The organism is Streptomyces sp. NPDC057280, from assembly GCF_042668605.1.
GTDB lineage: Bacteria > Actinomycetota > Actinomycetes > Streptomycetales > Streptomycetaceae > Streptomyces.
Map to the genome: position 1 here is coordinate 907,368 of NZ_JBHUYR010000001.1, position 20,266 is coordinate 927,633.

The window sequence follows — 20,266 nt, forward strand, 5'->3', positions numbered from 1 at the left end:
ACTACTGCTCTCCTTCATCGGTGGTCGACGGGGCCCTTGCAGTGCAGCAGATCGGCGCGCGGGGCGGCAACGGATTAACGCCCCACCCCCGTCTGGAGTGTGGCGATACGGAGCTGCCGGGGACCCGGATGCGACGCTTGCGGCGGTCGTGAGAGGAGCGGATCGTGCGTGAGATTCTCCCGGCGCTGAGCGCCTGGTACGCGGCGGGAGCGCCGTTCGGGCTGGCGACCGTCGTCGCGGTGAGCCGCAGCGCGCCGCGTGATCCGGGCGCGGCCATGGCGGTCGGGCCCGGGGACGAGGTCGTCGGCAGTGTGTCCGGGGGATGTGTCGAGGGGGCCGTGTTCGAGCTGGCGCAGGAGGTGGTGACGAGCGGGGAGGCGCAGCTCCAGACCTTCGGGTACAGCGACGAGGACGCCTTCGCGGTCGGGCTCACCTGCGGCGGCGAGATCACGCTGCTGGTGCGGCCCGTCACGCCCGCGCTGGACCCGGCGTTCGGCGAGGTGGCCGAGACCGTGGCCGCGGGGCGGCCGGTGACCGTCGCGACGGTCACCGACGGGCCCGCCCCGCGCGGCGCGACCCTCGCCGTGTGGCCGGACCGGGTCGCCGGAAGTCTGGGGGCGACCGGCCTGGACGCGGCGGTCACCGCCGACGCGCGCGGTGAACTCGCCCTCGGGGCGACGGGCCTGCGGCACTACGGTCCGCGCGGCGAGCGCCGGGAGGACGCGGTGAGTGTCTTCCTGCACTCCTTCGCCCCGCCCCCGCGGATGCTGGTCTTCGGCGCCATCGACTACGCCGCGGCCGTCGCCCGGATCGGCGACTTCCTCGGCTACCGGGTCACGGTCTGCGACGCCCGCCCGGTCTTCGCCACCCCCAAGCGCTTCCCGCCGGGCGTGGAGGTCGTCGTGGACTGGCCGCACCGCTACCTCCAGGGCACCGACACCGACGAACGCACCGTGATCTGCGTCCTCACCCACGACCCCAAGTTCGACGTCCCGCTGCTCCAGGAGGCGCTGCGCCGGCCCGCCGCGTACATCGGCGCGATGGGCAGCCGGCGTACCCACGAGGACCGGACGCAGCGGCTGGTCGACGGCGGACTGACCGGCCGTGAGCTGTCCCGGCTGCGCTCCCCGGTGGGGCTCGACCTCGGCGCCCGTACACCCGAGGAGGTGGCCGTCTCCGTCGCCGCCGAGATCGTCGCGCTGCGGTGGGGCGGCACGGGCACCCCGCTGACGGCGACCGCGGGCGCCATCCATCCCGAGGCGACCTGACGCAGGAAGCCGTGCGGGTGGTCGCCCTCGCGGCGGTCGTCGTGGCGCTGCGGGTACGGCGGCGGCACCGAACCGCAGCGCCGCCCGCGCCTCACCCGTAGCGCCGGTGATCCTCGACGACCTGCTCCAGGTGAGCGAGGGCCGCCGTCACCCGCGCCGGGTCCTGCTGGAAGAACGGGTCGTCCGGGACCGGCAGCGACCCGGCCAGTGCCCAGCCCCGGGCCCGCGCCCAGGTCGCGTCGTCGGCGTCGACCGCCTCGCGGAAGGCGTCGCGGCCCCGCGGCGGCAGGAACATCCACGCGGGCTGGAGGTCGACCGCCGGGTCGGCGACGGCGAGCGTCCCGAAGTCGATGACGGCACTCAACCGGCCGTCCCGCATCAGCAGATTGCCCGTCGCCAGATCACCGTGGATCCACACCGGCGGCTTGTGCCAGGCGGGCGCGGCGAGGGCCGCCTCCCACACCTCCGTCACGGCGTCGATGTCGACCATGCCCGTGCCCGCCAGCGCCGCCAGCTTGGGCCGGACGCGCGCCTCGGCGGCCAGTGAGTCGCGCGGGTCGCCCAGGGGGACGCCGCGGAAGGCGTTGCTCTGCTCGGGACCGGGACCGCCGGTCGCGTCGACGGCCTGGAGGGCGTTGACGAACCCGGCCAGGTCCAGCGCGGCCCGCACCGGGTCGGCGAGCGCCTCGGTGGTCGCCGTCTCGCCGTCCAGCCAGCGGTACACCGACCAGGGGTAGGGGTAGCCCTCGCCCGGTTCGCCGATCTCCAGCGGTTCGGACACGGTCAGGGGCAGATGGGGAGCCAGCCGGGGCAGCCAGCGGTGCTCGCGGGCCACCTGCCCGGCCCAGTGGGAGTAGCGCGGCAGCCGTACGGACAGTTCGTCGCCGAGCCGGAAGGTCGCGTTGTCCATGCCGGACTGCGGCACCGGGGTGAGCGGGAGGTGGGCCCATTGCGGGAACTGGGCGGTCAGCAGACGGCGTACGAGCGTGGTGTCGATCAGCACGCCGTCCATCTCAGCGGGGCGACGGCGGCGGCGTCCAACGAATTAGGGGGTTGAGACCCGCTCCCCTGGGTAGGCGGCGCGCAACGGAAGAGGACGTGCAGGCGATGCGCAGCCTCTTCGGCACACCTCTTCGTGGAAGGAGGTCCGTGACAGCGCACACACGCAGCGCCCGGGCCGCCTCCGGACACATGGAGCGGCCCGGATCCCCGTGAGGTGCCACGTCCGGCTACCGCGGAGGCAGCCGGTGCAGCAGCACATCGTCCAGGCGGCCGTCCTCGACGGTCGCCGTCATGTACGTGCAGTGCGGTTGACGCCGCCGGTCCGTCGGGGAGCCAGGGTTGAGCAGCCGCAGCCCGGTCGGGGCGGTGGTGTCCCAGGGGATGTGGCTGTGTCCGAAGACCAGCACGTCGGCGTCGGGGAACCGGGCGGCACAGCGTGCCTCGCGGCCCTGCGCGGGGCCGGTCTCGTGGACCACCGCGAAGCGCAGGCCGCCGAGTTCGGCGTACGCGACCTCCGGCAGCCGGGCCCGCAGGTCCGGTCCGTCGTTGTTGCCGTGGACGCCCACGAGGCGGCGGCTGAGCTGCTCCAGCAGGTCCAGGGTGGCCGTGTCGACCCAGTCGCCCGCGTGGAACACCACGTCGGCGCGCGGGAGTTCGGCCAGCAGCGGGGCCGGGAGCTGCTTGGCGCGCTTGGGCAGATGGGTGTCGGACAGAAGAAGCAGACGCACGCGGTCAGACTATCCGGGGAAGATCGTCAACCTTGACACGATCGGTATGCGATCCGAGCGGTGGTCGCAACATCAACCACTACGGCGTCGGGTTAGCATCTGGCCACAAGCACCGCACCATGACAGAAACGACAAGCGACCCAAGGGGGACCGAGCCTCATGCCGGTCAAGGTCAGCGTCGTCGTCCCCGTGTACAACCCCGGGGTCTACATCGAGGACTGCATCGCGTCTCTGAAGAGGCAGTCACTGCCTCCCGACGAGTACGAAGTGATCTTCGTCGACGACGGTTCCACCGACTCAACGCCCGGCCGGCTCGATGAGCTCGCTGCCGAGGACCCACGCGTCCGAGTCATCCACCAGGAGAACTCCGGCTGGTCCGGCAAGCCCCGCAACGTCGGGATCGAGGCCGCCCGGGGCGAGTTCGTGATGTTCGTCGACAACGACGACTACCTCGGCGACGAGGCCCTGGAGCGGATGTACGACTACGGCGTGGCGAACGGCGCCGATGTGATCGTGGGCAAGATGGCCGGCAAGGGCCGTCCCGTGCCCGTCGAGCTGTTCCGCCGCAACCGCCCGCACGCGAGCGTCGAGAACGCGCCGCTGATCGACAGCCTCACCCCGCACAAGATGTTCCGCCGGGCCTTCCTGGACGACATCGGCCTGCGCTTCCCGGAGGGCCGGCGGCGGCTCGAGGACCATGTCTTCATCGCCGAGGCGTATCTGCGCGCGGACAACGTGTCCGTGCTCAGCGACTACGTCTGCTACTACCACGTACGCCGGGACGACGCCTCCAACGCCGGTTTCCAGCAGTTCGAACCGGCCGGGTACTTCAAGAACCTGCGGGAGGCCCTCGACGTCGTCGAGACCTACACCAAGCCGGGCGATCTGCGCGACCGCCTCTTCCGGCGCTGGCTGCGCAACGAGATGGTCGAGCGGATGCGCGGCCGGCGTCTGCTCGGGCTGCCCGAGGACTACCGCCGGGCCCTGTTCGCGGAGATCCACTCGACCGTCGTCGACCGCTTCGGGCCCGGTGTCGCGGCCGGTCTGCCGCCCGCCCAGCGGGTGGTGGCCGCGCTGATCACCGCCGACCGCTACGACGACCTCGTGGCGTTCGCCGAGTGGGAGGCCGGGATCGCCCTGAAGGCCGTTCCGGAGGGCGTCGAGTGGCGGGACGGGGTGCTGGAGGTCTCGCTGAGCGCCGAGTTCACCTCGGGCGGCGAGCCGATGCGGTTCCCCGCGCAGGGCGCCCTGGCGACGGACGCGCCGCCGCTGGACGCGGCCGAGGCGGTCGCCTGGGTGTGCGCCGACTCCGTGGCCCGCTTCGACAAGGCCGCGGGCGATCTGCTGCTGCGGGAACGGACCAGCGCCGCCCAGCACTTCCAGCCCGTGCGGGTCGTCCGGGAGACGGTGTCCGACCGGGGCGGTGACCGCGTGCGGCTGGTGCTGCGGGCGACGGCTTCCGTCGATCCCGCCACGGCGGCGGGCGGGGCGGCGCCGGACGACGGTCTGTGGGACGCGTTCGTGCGGGTCCGGCTCGGCGGCTGGACCAAGGAGTGCCGGCTGGGTCCGGCCCCGGACGGGAACCGGCCCCGGCCGCAGGCCGGTCTGGGCGGCGGGCGCGTGGTCCTGCCGTACTGGACCCATCCGCACGGCAACTTCGCCCTCGACGTGGACCGGGCCACCAAGCGGCTGGGCCTCGACCGGGTCACGCCGGGCACCGTCGCCGTCGACGGCGCCCGGATCAGCACGGCCGTGCCGTTCCAGGTGGCCGAGGAGACCAAGGTCCTGCTGCGGCTCGGCGCGGCCGGGATCGTCGATGTGCCGGGCACCCTCTCCCCCGCCGCGGACGAGCGGCTGGGGTCGGTGCTGGAGGCCGATCTGCCGCTCGCCGAGCTGAGCGGCGCCCGGTGGCGGGTGGCGCTGAGCCCGGTGCCGAACGCGCCCGAGCCGCGCTTCCTCGTGCTGCCGCTCGCCCTGCGCGTCTCCGGGGACACCGTCCGTCCGGTGGCCGCGCCCGGCCACGGCGGCGCGCAGCGGCTGGCCCGCAAGGTCCGGCGCGCCCTGGGCAGGGTGCTGCGCGGGGCGGCCCACCGGGTCAGGAACCGCGGCAAGTAGGCGACAGCGACCGAGCGCGGCCCCCATGGAGTTCATGGGGGCCGCGCTCATGTGCTGTCCGGGACCGGGATCACTTCTTGGCGTAACGCGCCTTCAGCGCACTGCGCTTGTTGGTGCCCTCGGCGTTCTTGCCCTTCTCGATGATCACCAGGTTGTGGTAGAAGTGCACGCCCACGACGTTGAGGTCCGTGTAGCTGGGCTGGTAGTGCTCGTCCACGAACTCCTCGTAGTTGAGCCCGTCCGCCAGCCGCTTGAGCATCGCCATGCTGGTGTTGGGGTCGTCGAGGTCCTCGCTGCCCATCCACTCGGGCCAGTACGACGACTGGGTGTCTTCGACGACGTAGATGCCGCCGTCCTTGAGGCGCGGGAAGAGCGTGGCGAACGTGGTGAGGACGTGCGGGGGACGGTGGCTGCCGTCGTCGATGATGACGTCGAGGTCCCCGATCTTGTCGGCGACGGCGTTCAGCGACGAGGGGTCGGACTGGTCGCCGATGAACGTCGTGATGCGGTCCTCGTCGACATGGGACTTGTCCTGGATGTCCATGCCGAAGATCTGCGCCTTCGGGAAGAACGCCTTCCACATGCGCAGCGAGGCGCCGCCCTGACCGGGCCGGTTGTAGCCGCCGATACCGATCTCCAGCAGGTTGAACTCCTCGTTCTTCAGGTGCTGGAGGTGCTTCTGGTAGTGCTGGGTGTAGCGGTGCGCGCCCCACTTGTCCGTCTTGAAGTGCACGGCGAGTTTGTTGAGGTCGTGGGAGATGGCGTCGATGCCGGTGGGCTTCTTCTTGACCGGCTGGGGCGGCTGACCGGAGATACGTCGCTTCAACTGGCGCACGACACGCACGTTCTTGTCACCCAACACGTTCTTCACAGTTGTTCTGATCGACATAGCTCGACGTATTCCTTTCCTGGGGCCGGCTGTCGGGCCCACGGTCGGACCGTGCTTAGTGAGGGGTGATGCGTCGCTTGAGCGGCTCCCACCAGGTGCGGTGGGCGCGGTACCAGGCGACGGTGTCGGCGAGGCCGGTGGCGAAGTCGTGCCGGGGAGCGTAGCCGAGTTCGGTGCGGATCTTGGCCCAGTCGACGGAGTAGCGCAGGTCGTGGCCCTTGCGGTCCTCGACGTACTCGACCATGTCCCAGCCGGCGCCGCATGCCTGGAGCAGCAGCCCGGTGAGTTCCTTGTTGCTCAGTTCGGTGCCGCCGCCGATGTTGTAGACCTCGCCGGCCCGGCCCGCGGTGCGGACGAGGTCGACGCCCTGGCAGTGGTCGTCGACGTGCAGCCAGTCGCGGACGTTGCGGCCGTCGCCGTACAGCGGGACGTTCCTGCCGTCGAGGAGGTGGGTGATGAAGAGCGGGATCACCTTCTCCGGGAACTGGCGCGGCCCGTAGTTGTTGGAGCAGCGGGTGACGCGGACGTCCAGGCCGTGGGTGCGGTGGTAGGCCAGGGCGAGCAGGTCGGAGGAGGCCTTGGAGGCGGAGTACGGCGAGTTCGGCGCGAGCGGGTGGGTCTCGGGCCAGGAGCCCTCGTCGATGGAGCCGTAGACCTCGTCGGTGGAGACGTGCACGAACGGGCCGGTGCCGTGCCTCAGAGCGGCGTCCAGCAGGGTCTGGGTGCCGACCACGTTGGTGAGCACGAAGTCGGCGGCGCCGGCGATCGAGCGGTCCACATGGGACTCGGCGGCGAAGTGCACGACCTGGTCCGCGTCGGCCATCAGCTTGTCGACCAGCTCCGCGTCCCGGATGTCGCCCTGCACGAACTCCAGCCGGGGATGCTCGAGTTCGAGGTTGTCCAGGGTGCCGGCGTAGGTGAGCTTGTCCAGCACGGTGATCCGGGACGCGTCGGAGTCCGCCGAGGCCAGGAGCCTGCGCACGTACTGGGAGCCGATGAAGCCGGCGCCGCCGGTGACGAGGAGGTTCATGAACGGATCTGCACCTTGCTGTGGTCTCCGAGCACTAGACGGTGGGCAGCGGGCATACCGGTCGTCGGGGTCACCTCGACGTGCCGGCCGATGAGGGAGGACTCTATACGCCCCACGCCCCGGATCGAGGAGTCCCGCAGCACGATGGAGAACTCCAACTCGCTGTCGGTGACCCGGCAGTTCTCGGCGACCGAGGTGAAGGGGCCGACGTAGGAGTCCTCGACGACGGTGCCGGAGCCGATGATCACGGGTCCGACGATGCGGGAGTTGACGATCCGCGCGCCTTCTTCGACGACGACCCGGCCGACGAGTTCGCAGCGCTCGTCCACCTCGCCGTCGATGCGGTGCGCGACGGTCTCCAGGACGGTGCGGTTGACCTCCAGCATGTCGGTGACGTTGCCGGTGTCCTTCCAGTAGCCCCTGATCACCGTGGAGCGGACGTCGGCGCGTGCGTCGATGAGGTGCTGGATGGCGTGGGTGATCTCCAGCTCGCCGCGCCAGGACGGGGCGATGGCCCGGACCGCGTCGTGGATCACGGGCGTGAACAGGTAGACGCCGACCAGGGCGAGATCGCTCTTGGGGGTCTCGGGCTTCTCCTCCAGGCCGATCACCTGGCCCGCGGCGTCGAGCTCGGCGACACCGAAGGCGCGCGGGTCGGGGACGTGGGTGAGGAGGATCTGCGCGTCGGGGCGGTGGGCGCGGAACCCGTCGACGAGGGCGGCGATGCCGCCGACGATGAAGTTGTCGCCGAGGTACATCACGAAGTCGTCGTCGCCGAGGAACTCCCGGGCGATCAGCACCGCGTGGGCGAGGCCGAGGGGGCGCTCCTGGGGGATGTAGGTGACCTGCAGGCCGAACTTCGAGCCGTCGCCGACCGCTTCCTCGATCTCGGCGGCCGTGTCCCCGACGATCATGCCGACCTCGGTGATCCCGGCGGCCGCGATGGACTCCAGGCCGTAGAACAGGACGGGCTTGTTCGCCACGGGAACGAGCTGCTTGGCCGAGGTGTGGGTGATCGGCCGCAAGCGGGTACCGGCACCGCCAGAGAGGACTAGAGCCTTCATCTGGTTCACCTTAGTCCCGTTCACCCGTTGCCGACCGTGCGCGGCGTGGCTTGCATGCTACGCAAAGGCCGAGGTGGCACGGGGTGGCTTCGAGCGGCCGGCGCCGTGCGCGATCGGTTCATGGTGCACTCGTACGAGTGGTCAGAAAGTGACCTCGCTCCACACCTGCTTGCCGCCGCTGACCGGCAGGCTCCCCCACGCCGCCGACATGGCCTCGACCAGCAGGATGCCGCGGCCGCCGGTGGCCTCCCACCCGATGCTGGTCGGCTTGACCGGGGTGCGGGGCGAGGCGTCGGCGACGGCGACGCGCAGCCGGTGGTTGACGAGGGTGAGGTCGAGGCGGACCCGGCCGTCGGTGTGCACGAGGGCGTTGGTGACGAGTTCGGAGACGATGAGCAGGACGGCGTCCTGGGCGTCCTCGGGCACGTTCCAGGAGCGCAGGGTGCGCCGGGTGAAGCGGCGGGCGTGGCCGACGGCCTGGGGGACCCGCCACACCGTCCAGTTCTCGCGCAGCGGGTGCGAGGCCATTCCGTCGTAGCGCACGAGGAGCAGGGCGACGTCGTCGCTGCGCCGGGCGTTGCCGAGCAGGGCGTCGGCGACGAGGCCGAGGTGGGCCGGGTCGGAGGCGGACAGGCCGTGCGCGAGGCGGTCCATGCCCTCGTCGATGTCGGCGTCGGCGGACTCCACCAGGCCGTCGGTGGCCAGGGCGATCACGGTGCCGGGCCGCAGCCGCAGCGGCGTCATCGGGAAGTCCGCCTGGGCGACCACGCCGAGCGGCGGGCCGCCCTCGGTCTCGGCGATCTCGGTCGTGCCGTCCGGGTGCCGCAGCACCGGCGGGAGGTGGCCGGCCCGGACGCACCAGGCGGAGCCCTCCTCCATGTCGAGGTCGACGTAGGCGCAGGTGGCGAAGAGGTCGGTCTCCATGTCCGTCAGGAGCCGGTTGGCGTGGGAGACGACGACGTCCGGGGGGTGGCCCTCGACGGCGTAGGCGCGCAGGGCGGTGCGCATCTGGCCCATGAGGGTGGCGGCGCCGGCGCTGTGGCCCTGGACGTCGCCGATGACGAGGGCGACGTGGTTGTCGGGCAGCGGGATCACGTCGTACCAGTCGCCGCCGAGCTCCAGTCCGGCGGTGCTCGGCAGGTAGCGGGCGACGGCGATCGCGCCGGGGAGCTTGGGCAGCCGGCGGGGCAGCAGCTGGCGCTGGAGCATGCCGACGAGTTCGTGCTCGGCGTCGAAGGCGTGGGCGCGCATCAGGGCCTGTCCGGCGAGCCCGGCGGAGGCGGTGAGCAGGGCGCGTTCGTCGGGGCCGAACTCGTGCGGGGTGTCCCAGCCGATCAGGCAGGCGCCGGCCATGCGTCCCGCGGCGGGCAGCGGCAGCACGGCGAGGCCGCCGGGGCCGACCTCGGCGAGGGCGGGCTCCAGGGCGGTGCCGGCGGGCCAGATCTGGGCGCGGCCCTCGCTGAGGGCGGCGGCGAGGGTGGGCATGGCGCGCACGGGGGCGTCGGGCCACTCGGTACGCCACTCCAGGCGCCACAGCTCGGGCCAGGACTCGGGGTCGGGCGGGTCGAGGACGGTGACGACGAGCCGGTCGTTCTCCAGCTCGGCCAGCGCGATCCGGTCGGCGCGCAGCGGCTTGCGCAGGGCGGAGACGACGGCCTGGCTGACGTCGCGGACGGTGCCCGCGGTGGCGAGGGCGGCGGCCAGGCGCTGGACGCGGGCCACGTCGGTGACGTCGGAGCGCAGGGTGGAGGCGTCGGCGACGGTGCCGACGAGGCCGGCGGGGCGGCCCTCGCCGCCGGGCAGAAGCCGGCCGCGCAGTCTGAGCCACTTGGGTGGTCCGGTGGGCTGCAGGGCCCGGAACTCCAGCTCGCGGTCGCCCAGGGACATGTGGTCGGCCTCGGTGACGGACATCAGGCTGGGCAGGTCCTCGGGCACGGTGAGCGCCAGCAGGGTCTCCACGCGGCCGTCGAAGTCCTCCCTGCGCAGCGCGAACAGGTTCAGGATGTCGTCGCCGACCTCGATGAGGCCGGTGTCCATGGCCAGGCTGAACGCGTCCGGGGGCAGTTCCCCGCCCTCGGCGGCCGCGGCCGGGGCGGGGCAGGCCACGGCGTCGGCGAGGAGCTCCAGGCACTTGCGGTCGTCGGTGTCGAAGCCCTCGGGGCGCTCGCTCACGGCGACGAGACAGCCTCCGCCGTCGCGGCGGGCGGGCAGGGCCGCCAGATGGAAGTCCCGGGACGGCAGGCGCCGTGCCTCGGCGCACTCGGCGAGTTCCTCCGGGCCGAGCCAGGCCGGCCGGCCGCCGCGGTGCGCCTCGGCCACCGGGGAGCAGCCGCCCAGGGGATAGGCGTCCCGCAGCCCGTACAGGGTGCGGGGCACCCCGGCCGCGTCCACCAGGCAGAGCAGCTCGCCGTCCTCGCTCGGGGCGTACACGGCGGCCAACGAGGCCCCGGCAAAGACGAGCACCTGTTCGAGGACGCTCCGCAGCCGTTCGGGGGAGTCGGGACCGGCCGTGAGCGCTTTGAGGGCAACTTCGGCACGCAGCGTTCTCGTCCTGCGCCCCGCAGCTCCCTCACTGACCACGTCCGCCATTACAGCGCTTATGAGGCACGCGCGCAGCCCCTGTGACCGTTCCGTGGAGTGTCCGCGGGGGGGGTGGCGCGGGGTCGGGATCGAAAGTCCCCGAACAAGTCTCTACGCATGCGTTCCGCACGGTGATCTCGTGACACCGGTGACTGTCCGTGGCCGCCCTGCCCGCTGGAAGCTCTATTCCGGGCCAAGGAGGGGGAGGCATGGACAAGCGGTACGAGGTGTACGCGCTCGCCGACCGGCACTTCTACGACACGCCGGACCGGCTGTCCGCGGGAGCGCGCGAGGCGGCTCCGCTGTTCGAGGCGGCGCGGCGCGAGGTGCCGGCCGGCTGGGACGCGGCGCGCATCGGCGACTGGCTGACGCTGACGCCGCTCGGCCCGGACGGCCGGCCGGTGGCCGGTCCGGCGCAGGGCTGGAAGGTCCACGCCTCGGCCACCCGGGCGAACGCGGAGCGGATCGCGGAGGTCGTGTGGGACTACTGCGTGCCGCGTCGCATCCCGTTCAAGTTCGTGCCGGGACCGCATCTGCTGCATCTGCGGAACACCAAGTACGCGCCCCGCGACGGCAGCGGCAAGTTCGTGACCCTGTACCCGGCCGACGAGGAGCAGCTGCACACGGTGCTGCGCGAGCTGGGCAGGCTCCTGGAGGGGTTCGAGGGGCCGTACATCCTGACCGACCTGCGCTGGGGCGAGGGGCCGCTCTATGTCCGCTACGGGGCGTTCGCACGCCAGTTCGTGGTCGACGAGCGGGGCTCGCTGGTGCCGGCGGTGCGGGACGGCGAGGGGGCCCTGGTGCCGGACCGCAGGGCGCCGTCCTTCCAGGTCCCGGAGTGGGTGACGCTGCCGGCCTTCCTGGCCCCTCATCTGGCGGCGCGCAACACCACGACGGTGGGAGAGCTGCCGTACCGCATCGAGAAGGCGCTGCACTTCTCCAACGGCGGCGGGGTCTACGCGGGCACCGACACCCGGGACGGCGGCAAGGTCGTCCTCAAGGAGGGCCGGCCGCACGCGGGCCTCGCCGCGGACGGGGCGGACGCGATCGCCCGGCTGGAGCGCGAGAAGTACGCGCTGGAGCGGCTGGCGGGGACCGGAGTGGTGCCGGAGGTGCGGGACTGGTTCACGCTCGGCGACCACCGCTTCCTGGTCATGGAGTTCCTCGAGGGGCGGCCGCTGAACTCGTTCTTCGCCGAGCGGCACCCGCTGCTCACCCCCGACCCCGATCCGCAGGCGGTGGCCGACTACACCGCGTGGGCACTGCGCGTCCACGCCGGTGTCGAGCGGGCGGTCGAGGCGATCCACGCGCGCGGCATCGTCTTCAACGACCTGCACGTCTTCAACATCATGGTCGGGCCCGACGGGGAGTCCGTCTCCCTGCTCGACTTCGAGGCCGCCGCGCCCATCGACGAGCAGGGCCGCCAGGTCGTCGCGCACCCCGGCTTCTTCGCCCCGCCCGACCGCACGGGCGCCGACGTCGACCGTTACGCGCTGGCGTGTCTGCGGATCGCCCTGTTCCTGCCGGTCACCACGCTGTTCGTGGTCGACCGCGGCAAAGCGGCCCATCTGGCGGAGGTGATCCTGCGTCAGTTCCCGGACGTACCGAAGGAGTTCCTGGACGAGGCGGTCGCGGAGATCACCCGGAACACAGGGGCGTCGGCGCCCGCACTGGTCAAACCCTTCGTCGAGCCCGCCGACTGGCCCTACAGCCGCGACTCCATGGTGAAGGCGATCCTCGCCTCGGCCACCCCCGAGCGCGACGACCGGCTCTTCCCGGGCGACATCACCCAGTTCAACGACGGCGGCGGACTCGGCCTCGCGCACGGCGCGGCCGGCGTACTGTACGCGCTGGACGCGGTCGGCGCCGAGCGGTACGAGGAGGGCGAACGCTGGCTGCTGGCGCGCACCGCGCCGCCGCCGACGGGCACCCCGCTCGGGCTGTACGACGGGCTCGCGGGCGTCGCCCACGTCCTGGACCGGCTCGGCCACCGGCAGCGGGCCCTCGACCTGGTCGGCTCGATCCTCGCCGAACGCTGGCAGAACCTCTCCTCCGACCTGCACGGCGGGCTGGCCGGCCTGGGCCTGGTCCTCGCCGAACTCGCCCGCACCACCTGCGAGTCGGAGCTGCGGGACCGTGCCGCGGAGGCCGCCGACATCCTCGTACGACGTCTCGAGGAACCCCTCGCGGACAGCACCCGGCGGCGCCGGGCCGGGCTGTTGCGCGGGGCGAGCGGGCCCGCGCTGTTCCTGCTGCGGGAGTACGAACGCACCGGTGAGGAACGGCTGTTGAAGGCGGCCGGAGCCGCGCTCCAGCGGGACCTCGACGTCTGCGTCACGCACCCCAACGGGTCGCTGGAGGTCGACGAGGGCTGGCGGACGCTGCCGTACCTCGGCGAGGGCAGCGCGGGCATCGGCATGGTGCTGGACGACCATCTCGCCCACACGGGGAGCGAGTTGGCGGACGTCCGGGGCGGCATCCTCACCGCAGCCACCTTCCGCTTCTACGTACAGCCAGGGCTCTTCCAGGGCCGGGCCGGGCTGATCCTGCATCTCGCCCGTACCGCCACGCCCGGAGCCCGGGACCGGCTCGCCGGGCAGATCGACGGGCTCGGCTGGTTCTCCATGTCCTACCAGGGCCAACTGGCCTTCCCCGGACACCAGATGATGCGGCTGTCGATGGACCTGGGCACCGGCACGGCCGGCTGTCTGCTCGCGCTCGGCGCGGCCCTCGACGCCGGGGCGGATGCGCATCTGCCCTTCCTGCCGCCGCTCGGGCGGCCCCACAGCGCGGTTCCGCGAGTGACGGAGCCGTGATCCGACCCCGTCCCCACGGGTGACGACAACACCGATGAGAGGAAACCGACATGGCACTTCTCGACCTGCAGACCATGGAATCCGACGAGACGACGGGCGGCGGCGGCAACAGCAGCCTCAGCCTGCTGTCCTGCGTCAGCGCCGCGAGCATCACGCTCTGTCTCTGACGAGCGCGGGTGCCTGAGGCTCCGGGCGGTCCGCTCCCGCGAGGGAGGGGCCGCCCGGGGTCCGCACGTTCCCGGAAAAAGGCCGGTCCGGGGTGGGTCCGCACGTCGGAGGGAAGGGCTGTATGACGACACCACCGGCAGCGCGTACGACGGGGCTCGGACCGTTCGGACTGCTCGGGCCGGCGCCCGGACGGTGTGTGGCCCTGGGACTGGTGAGCACGGCGGCCGTCGGCGCCGGGCTGCTGCTGCCCGCCGCGCTGGGCCGCGCCCTCGATCTGCTGCTGGCCGGAGCGCCGGCGACCCGGTGGGTGGCGTACTGCGCCGCGCTCGTGCTGCTGCTCGCCCTGCTCGACGCGGCCGAGACCGTGCTCGGCGGCACCCTCGACGCCCGCACCACCTCCTGGCTGCGCAGGCGGCTGACCGGCCATGTCCTGGCCGTCGGCCCGCGCGCCGCCGAACGCTTCGGGCCCGGTGACCTCGTCGCCCGCCTCGTCGGCAACGCCGCCCAGGCCGGCACCGCGCCGACCGCCCGCGCCGCCCTGCCGGCCGCCCTCGCGGGCCCGGTCGGCGGACTGGTCGCCCTCGCCCTGATCGACCCGTGGCTCGCGGCCGTCCTGCTGGCCGGGGCACCCGTCCTGGCGCTGCTGCTGCGCGCCTTCGCCCGCGACACCCGCGAGTGTGCCGCCGACTACCAGCGCGAGCAGGGCCGGATCGCGGCGGCGCTCGCGGAGGCCGTCGACGGGCACCGCACCATCCGGGCGGCCGGTGCGGCGGAGCGGGAGAGCGCCCGCGTCCTGCGGCCGCTGCCCGCACTGTCCCGGGCCGGACACCGCATGTGGCGGGTGCAGGGGCGGGCCGCCGGCCAGTCCGTCGCCGTGGCGCCGCTGCTCCAGCTGGGCGTGGTCGCCGTCGCCGGTCTGCTGCTCGTCCGGCACCGGGTCACCGTCGGCGAAATGCTCGCCGCCTCGCGGTACGCCGTCCTCGCCGGCGGTGTCGGCATGCTCGTCGGGCAGCTCGCCGGCCTCGCCCGGGCCCGCGCGGCCACCGGCCGGCTCACCGAGGTACTGGCCGAACACGCCCCGCCGCACGGCGACCGGACGCTGCCGCCCGGCCCCGGCCGGCTGGAACTGCGCGGGGTGACCGCCCGGCGCGGCGACCGGGTGGTCCTGGCCGGCGTCGACCTCGTGGTGCCCGGCGGGACGACCCTGGCCGTGGTCGGCCGGTCCGGCACCGGCAAGTCCCTGCTCGCCGCGCTCGCCGGACGGCTCGCCGACCCGGACGCCGGGGAGGTGCTGCTCGACGGTGTCCCGCTGCGCGAACTGACCCACGACGAGCTGCGCGGGGCGGTCCGGCACGCCTTCGACCGGCCCGCACTGCTGGGCGGCACGCTGGAGGAAGAGATCGGCCTCGGTCCCACGCCCGCCTCCCCCGCGCGCGTCCGTGCAGCCGCCCGCACCGCGCACGCCGACGACTTCGTCAACCGGCTGCCCGCCGGGTACGCCACGCTCTGCGCCGACGCCCCGCACTCCGGCGGCGAGGCCCAACGCCTCGGCCTCGCACGGGCGTTCGCCCATGACAGCCGCCTCCTCGTCCTCGACGACGCCCTCTCCAGCCTCGACACCGTGACGGAGGCACAGATCACCACGTCCCTGCTCGGCTCCGGCACACACGGCACCCGCCTGCTGATCGCCCACCGCGCGGCGACGGCGGCCCGTGCGGACGCGGTGGCCTGGCTGGACGGCGGACGGGTCCGGGCGGTGGGACCGCACGAGAAGCTGTGGCAACTGCCGGACTACCGGGCGGTGTTCGCGGAGGGGGAAGAGCCGTGATCGCCCGGCGCGGGCTGCGCTTCCTGCGGGACCGGTGGCGGGTCGTCGTACGGCTCGCCGTGTGGTCCCTGCTGGAGACCGGGCAGACGTTCCTCACCGGGTACGCCCCCGCGCGCGCCCTGGACGACGGGTTCCTGGCGGGGCGGCTGCACACCGGGCTGGCCTGGCTGGGGGTGGCCGGGGCCGGGGTGCTCGTCGGGGCTTTCGGCACGGCCCGGGTCCACACGGCGGTGGCCGAGCTGGTGGAACCGCTCAGGGACGGGCTGGTGAGGCGGGTCGTGGCGCGCGGGATCCGGGAGGGGGACCCCGCGGCGCTGTCCGGGCTCACCCAGCAGACCGAGATCGCCCGGGACACCTTCGCCGGGCTGGTGATGGTGTCGCGCTCGTTCGTGTTCACCGCGGCCGGCGCGCTGATCGGCCTGTTCTCGCTCGCCCCGCCCCTCCTCCTGGTCGTCGGCCTCCCCCTGCTCGCCGGGCTGGCCCTCTTCCTGGCGACACTGCGTCCGCTGGCCCGCCGCCAGGAGGCGTTCCTCGTCGCCGACGAGGCGCTCGCCGAACGGTACGGCGCGCTCTGCCCGGGCCTGCGGGACATCACCGCGGCCGGGGCGGAGGAACGGGTGGCCGCCGACACCGGGCGCCACATCGACACCGAGCGACGCGCCGCGGCCTCGCTGGCCCGCTGGGGCGTGCTGCGGGTGGCCGCCCTGACGATCGGCGGCGAGCTCCCGATCGTGCTCCTGCTGGTGGCCGCCCCCTGGCTCCTCGGACAGGGCGTCACTCCGGGCGCCCTGGTCGGTGCGCTGTCCTACGTCACCCAGTCCCTGCTGCCCGCCCTGCGCAGCCTGGTCCACGGCCTGGGCACCAGCGGCTCACGGCTGGTGGTGGTCCTGCGGCGGCTGCTCCGCGAGGACGGCCCGGCATCCGCCACCCCGACCGGCCGGCCGCGCCACCCCGCCGACGGTCCGACCGATGTCGCGGCCCTCACCCTCAAGTCCGTCACCTTCGCCTACGGCCCCGCCGCGGCCCCCGTCGTCGACGGCCTCGACCTGGAACTGGCGCCCGGCACCCATCTGGCCGTCGTCGGCCCGAGCGGCATCGGCAAGTCCACGCTCACCGCGCTGGTCGCCGGAGTGCTGGAGCCCGGGCACGGCGTCATCCGGATCTGCGGGTATCCGGTGCCGGGGGCCGAGGCCGCGTCCCGCCGGGTACTGGTCCCGCAGGAGGCGTACGTCCACTCCGGCACCCTGGCCGAGAACCTGGGACTGCTGCGGCCCGACCCCGTGCCCGAGGCGGAACTCCTCGCCGCCGCCGAGGCGGTGGGGCTGCTCCCCCTGCTCGACGCGCTCGGCGGACCCGCCGCCCCGGTCGACCCGGCGGCGCTCTCCGCGGGGGAACGCCAGCTGATCGCCCTCACCCGGGCCTGGCTGTCGTACGCCCCGCTCGTGCTGCTCGACGAGGCGACCTGCCATCTGGACCCGTCCGCCGAGGAACGCGCGGAGCGGGCCTTCGCCGCGCGGCCCGGCGGCACGCTGGTGGTCGTCGCACACCGCATCAGCTCGGCCCGCCGGGCCGACCGGGTCCTGGTCATGGATGGCCGGACGACGGCGTACGGCACCCACAGAGATCTGCTGGAGCGCTCGGCGCTCTACCGCGACCTCGTCGGCGGCTGGTCGCCGGTGCCGTCACAGCCAGCCCTCGCCCTGGGAGATCCGGATCGCGTCGATGCGGTTGCGGGCCCCGGTCTTGCGGTTGATGGCCGCCATGTAGTTGCGCACGGTCCCGTGGGACAGGTGCAGGCTCCCGGCGATCTCCGCGACGGAGGCCCCCTCGGCGGCCAGGGATAACACGCTCAGCTCCCGCCGGGTCAGCGGCATCTCGGCGGCCTTGAGGAAGCCGAAGCCCAGCGAGTCGTCGACGAAACGTTTTCCTTCCGCGACCCGGCGGATCCCCCGGACCAGGCGCTCCGGCGAGCCCTCCTTGTCCACGTAGCCGAGCGCCCCCGCCTCCACGGCCCGTTTCAGCAGGCCGGGGCGGTTCGCGCTGGCGAGGACGAGGAGGCGGGGCGAGGACGTGCCGGCCGACCGGGCGGCGAGTTCGCCGAGCGGCGGGAGCCCGTAGCTGTCCGTGCACTCCAGGTCGGCCGCGCAGACGTCCGGCAGCAGGGATCGCAGCCGGCCCGGCGCGCTGCGCCACGGGGTGTCGTAGACCCCCAGGTCAGGTTCCCTGCGCAGCCACTCCGCCAGGACCGATCTGACCAGACACTCGTCGTGCACCAGAAGAACCCGGATCACTGCCCGTCCCCTCGCGTTGCCGTTCGCCGGTTCCATGGGTGAGAAACGTCTGCCCCATTGTTCGCGTCCGGCACCTTTCCCAGGCGCGAAGAACAAGCCATCAGGGTGCGCGGGGGCGCACTGGCGGCTCTCGTACGCCGCCGCGCGCTTCGACTGCAGGGGCATGGGCCAGGGCGGACGGGGTAAGGCGCGGCTGCCACCGGGTCCGGTCCGCTCGCCGTGCGCGTCCTGCCGCCAGGGGGCAGATTTGATCCCGGAGCCCGTCGCATGCCGGGCTCCGGGCCCTTCGGGGCGCGCGAGGAGGTGGTCGGCGTGTCCGACGGGCCGAGGGCCACGCAGGCGCCGGCGACCGCCCGGACGCGGGTCGGCAGGCCGCTGCTGTCCCTGGCGCTGGCCTCGATGATGGACGAGGTGCACGCCCACTCGGGCGCGGTGTACCTGCTGGCGTCCGGCGAGCCGGTCCTGGAGATGGCGGTGATGGCCGGGCTGCCGCGGGCCTTCGCGGCGCCGTGGGAGCGGGTCGGGCTCAGCGCGCCGATCCCGGTCGCCGAGGCGGTCCGGGAGCGGCGGCTGGTGTGGGTGGGCGGCGAGGAGGACATGGCCCGCCGCTATCCGCGGATCGCGGTGGTGCTCCCCTACCCGTTCGCGCTGGCCGCGCTGCCGGTGGCGACGGACACCAAGGTGCACGGCGCGATCTTCGTGACCTGGCCCGGCTCGCATCCGCCGGAGCTGTCCGACCGGGAGCGGGACCATCTGAGCGCGGCCTGCGGGCGGCTCGCGGTACGCCTGGAGCGGGCCGCCGAGGAGAGCCGCCCGGTGTTCCCGGAACCGGATCTGCTGGCCGGGACGGCGGTCGGCGGGGCGGCGGGCACACTCGGCACGGTGGAGGCGGCCCGGATGGTGTCCCGGCTGCCGTACGGACTGTGCTCGCTCGATCTGCACGGCCGGATCGCCTTCGCCAACGCGGCGGCGGCCGAGCTGATCGGCGTCCCCGTCAGCAGCCTGCTCGGCACCCAGCTGTGGGCGTCGGTGCCGTGGCTCAACGACCCGGTGTACGAGGACCGTTACCGGGCCGCGCTGATCAGTCAGCAGACGACGTCGTTCGTGGCGCTGCGGCCGCCCGGCGACTGGCTGTCGTTCCGGCTGTACCCGAGCACGACCGGACTGAGCGTGCGCATCAGCCGGGCGCGGGCGGTGGCGGAGATGAGCCGGAGCGCTCCGCAGGGGGACGGCGCCCCTGCCCGGCTGGTGACCATCTCGCAGGTGCTGAGCCTGGCCGGGGCGCTCACCGAGGCGGCGGGCGTGGAGGACGTGGTGCAGCTCGTCGCGGACGAGATCGTCCCGGCGGTGGGCGGGCAGGCCCTGGTCATGCTGGGGTCCCGGGCGGGGCGGCTGCATGTGCTGGGGCACCGCGGCTATCCCGACCCGCATGTCGTGGAGCGGTTCGACGGGCTGCCGCTGACCGAGCCGACGCCGGGGACGCACGCCCTGAACAGCGGGGTGCCGGCGTTCTTCGACTCGCGGCAGGAGCTGGAACGCCTGTATCCGGTCCGGAACGCGACCCCGGACGGGTTCGCCGCCTGGGCGTATCTGCCCCTGATCGCCTCGGGCCGGCCGGTGGGCACATGTGTGCTGGCCTACGCCGAGCCGCATCCCTTCCCTGCGGACGAACGGGCGGTCCTGACGAGCCTCGGCGGGCTGATCGCCCAAGCGCTGGAACGGGCGATGCTGTACGACGCCAAGCACCGGCTCGCCCACGGCCTCCAGGAGGCCCTGCTGCCCCACTCGCTCCCGGCGCTGCCCGGCATCCAGGCGGCCGCCCGCTATCTGCCGGCCACGCAGGGCATGGACATCGGCGGCGACTTCTACGACCTGGTGCCCTCGCACGGGGTGGCCTCGGCCGTCATCGGGGACGTGCAGGGGCACAACGTCACGGCGGCCGGGCTGATGGGGCAGATCCGGACCGCGGTACGGGCGTACACGACCGTCGGACAGGTCCCGCAGGACGTCATGAGCAGCACCAACCGGCTGCTGATCGACCTGGGCTCGGACCTCTTCGCCAGCTGTCTGTACCTACGGCTGGACCCGGCCCACGGGCGGGCCGTGATGGCGCGGGCGGGCCATCCCCCGCCGCTGCTGCGCCGCCCGGACGGCAAGGTACGCGTCCTCGACCTGGCCGGCGGCCCGCTGCTGGGCATCGACGGCTCGGCGGTGTATCCGACCACCGAGGTCGAGCTGGCTCCGGGCAGCGTGCTGGTCCTCTACACCGACGGCCTCATCGAATCGCCCGGGGTCGACATCGAGGACGCGCTCGCCGATCTGGGCCGGCGGCTGGCGGCGGCCGGGGATCTGCCGCTGGACGCGTTGGCGGACGAGCTGGTGGGGCAGGGTGGCGCCGAGCAGGAGCGGATCGACGACGTGGCGTTGCTGCTGCTGCGGGCGCGGTGACACGAACGCGGTCCGGCCCTCCCGCCGGAGGGTCGGACC

The 20,266-nt window shown here is 73.4% G+C and carries 13 protein-coding genes and 1 pseudogene; 7 read left to right on the top strand and 7 right to left on the bottom strand.

What is annotated here, in order from left to right; all coding sequences use genetic code 11:
- Positions 1–164: 164 nt before the first annotated feature.
- Positions 165–1,268 (top strand): XdhC family protein, encoded by a 1,104-nt coding sequence (locus ACFUO4_RS04115; RefSeq protein WP_383479703.1) that lies wholly within the window; start codon positions 165–167, stop codon positions 1,266–1,268.
- A 91-nt stretch (positions 1,269–1,359) separates the two neighbouring features.
- On the opposite strand, the gene ACFUO4_RS04120 is transcribed toward ACFUO4_RS04115, so the two are convergent.
- Positions 1,360–2,280, bottom strand: a complete 921-nt coding sequence (locus ACFUO4_RS04120; protein WP_383479705.1) for an aminoglycoside phosphotransferase family protein — start codon at positions 2,278–2,280, stop codon at positions 1,360–1,362.
- Between the two features lie 217 nt (positions 2,281–2,497).
- Positions 2,498–2,998 (bottom strand): metallophosphoesterase, encoded by a 501-nt coding sequence (locus ACFUO4_RS04125; protein WP_079308954.1) that lies wholly within the window; start codon positions 2,996–2,998, stop codon positions 2,498–2,500.
- Between the two features lie 159 nt (positions 2,999–3,157).
- On the opposite strand from ACFUO4_RS04125, the gene ACFUO4_RS04130 reads away from it, so the two are divergent.
- Positions 3,158–5,113, top strand: a complete 1,956-nt coding sequence (locus ACFUO4_RS04130; RefSeq protein WP_383479707.1) for a glycosyltransferase family 2 protein — start codon at positions 3,158–3,160, stop codon at positions 5,111–5,113.
- Positions 5,114–5,183: 70 nt separating this feature from the next.
- On the opposite strand, the gene ACFUO4_RS04135 is transcribed toward ACFUO4_RS04130, so the two are convergent.
- From ACFUO4_RS04135 to ACFUO4_RS04150, 4 genes are all read right to left on the bottom strand, one after another.
- A complete protein-coding gene (locus ACFUO4_RS04135; RefSeq protein WP_383479709.1) occupies positions 5,184–6,002 on the bottom strand; it encodes a hypothetical protein in 819 nt (272 codons plus the stop codon).
- A 55-nt stretch (positions 6,003–6,057) separates the two neighbouring features.
- Positions 6,058–7,032 (bottom strand): dTDP-glucose 4,6-dehydratase, encoded by a 975-nt coding sequence (gene rfbB, locus ACFUO4_RS04140; protein WP_079308955.1) that lies wholly within the window; start codon positions 7,030–7,032, stop codon positions 6,058–6,060.
- The gene (locus ACFUO4_RS04145) at positions 7,029–8,096 is read right to left on the bottom strand and encodes a glucose-1-phosphate thymidylyltransferase (protein ID WP_079308956.1); all 1,068 of its coding nucleotides are present in this window, start codon (positions 8,094–8,096) and stop codon (positions 7,029–7,031) included. The genes rfbB and ACFUO4_RS04145 overlap by 4 nt, the downstream gene beginning before the upstream one ends.
- A 141-nt stretch (positions 8,097–8,237) precedes the next feature.
- Entirely contained in the window at positions 8,238–10,685 is a 2,448-nt protein-coding gene (locus ACFUO4_RS04150; protein ID WP_383479712.1) for a SpoIIE family protein phosphatase, read from the bottom strand.
- Positions 10,686–10,885: 200 nt separating this feature from the next.
- Between ACFUO4_RS04150 and lanKC the strand changes: the two genes are divergently transcribed.
- The 4 genes from lanKC to ACFUO4_RS04170 all read left to right on the top strand — a co-directional run bounded on the left by lanKC (position 10,886) and on the right by ACFUO4_RS04170 (position 17,332).
- On the top strand, positions 10,886–13,492 hold the full coding sequence (lanKC, locus tag ACFUO4_RS04155; protein WP_383479714.1) for a class III lanthionine synthetase LanKC: 2,607 nt from the start codon (positions 10,886–10,888) through the stop codon (positions 13,490–13,492).
- A gap of 50 nt (positions 13,493–13,542) precedes the next feature.
- Positions 13,543–13,659 carry a SapB/AmfS family lanthipeptide gene (locus ACFUO4_RS04160; protein ID WP_079308957.1) on the top strand — a complete coding sequence of 39 codons (117 nt, stop codon included), beginning with the start codon at positions 13,543–13,545 and terminating at the stop codon, positions 13,657–13,659.
- A gap of 122 nt (positions 13,660–13,781) precedes the next feature.
- Positions 13,782–15,488: an ATP-binding cassette domain-containing protein gene (locus ACFUO4_RS04165; RefSeq protein WP_383479716.1), complete on the top strand. Its 1,707-nt coding sequence runs from the start codon at positions 13,782–13,784 to the stop codon at positions 15,486–15,488.
- A complete protein-coding gene (locus tag ACFUO4_RS04170) occupies positions 15,488–17,332 on the top strand; it encodes an ATP-binding cassette domain-containing protein (protein ID WP_383482274.1) in 1,845 nt (614 codons plus the stop codon). Before ACFUO4_RS04165 ends, ACFUO4_RS04170 begins: the two co-directional genes overlap by 1 nt.
- On the opposite strand, the pseudogene ACFUO4_RS04175 reads toward ACFUO4_RS04170, so the two are convergent.
- Positions 17,255–17,944, bottom strand: a pseudogene (locus tag ACFUO4_RS04175) (LuxR C-terminal-related transcriptional regulator); the annotation flags it as partial. The gene ACFUO4_RS04170 and the pseudogene ACFUO4_RS04175 overlap by 78 nt on opposite strands.
- Positions 17,945–18,046: 102 nt before the next feature.
- On the opposite strand from ACFUO4_RS04175, the gene ACFUO4_RS04180 reads away from it, so the two are divergent.
- On the top strand, positions 18,047–20,227 hold the full coding sequence (locus tag ACFUO4_RS04180; protein ID WP_383479718.1) for a PP2C family protein-serine/threonine phosphatase: 2,181 nt from the start codon (positions 18,047–18,049) through the stop codon (positions 20,225–20,227).
- Positions 20,228–20,266: the final 39 nt, after the last annotated feature.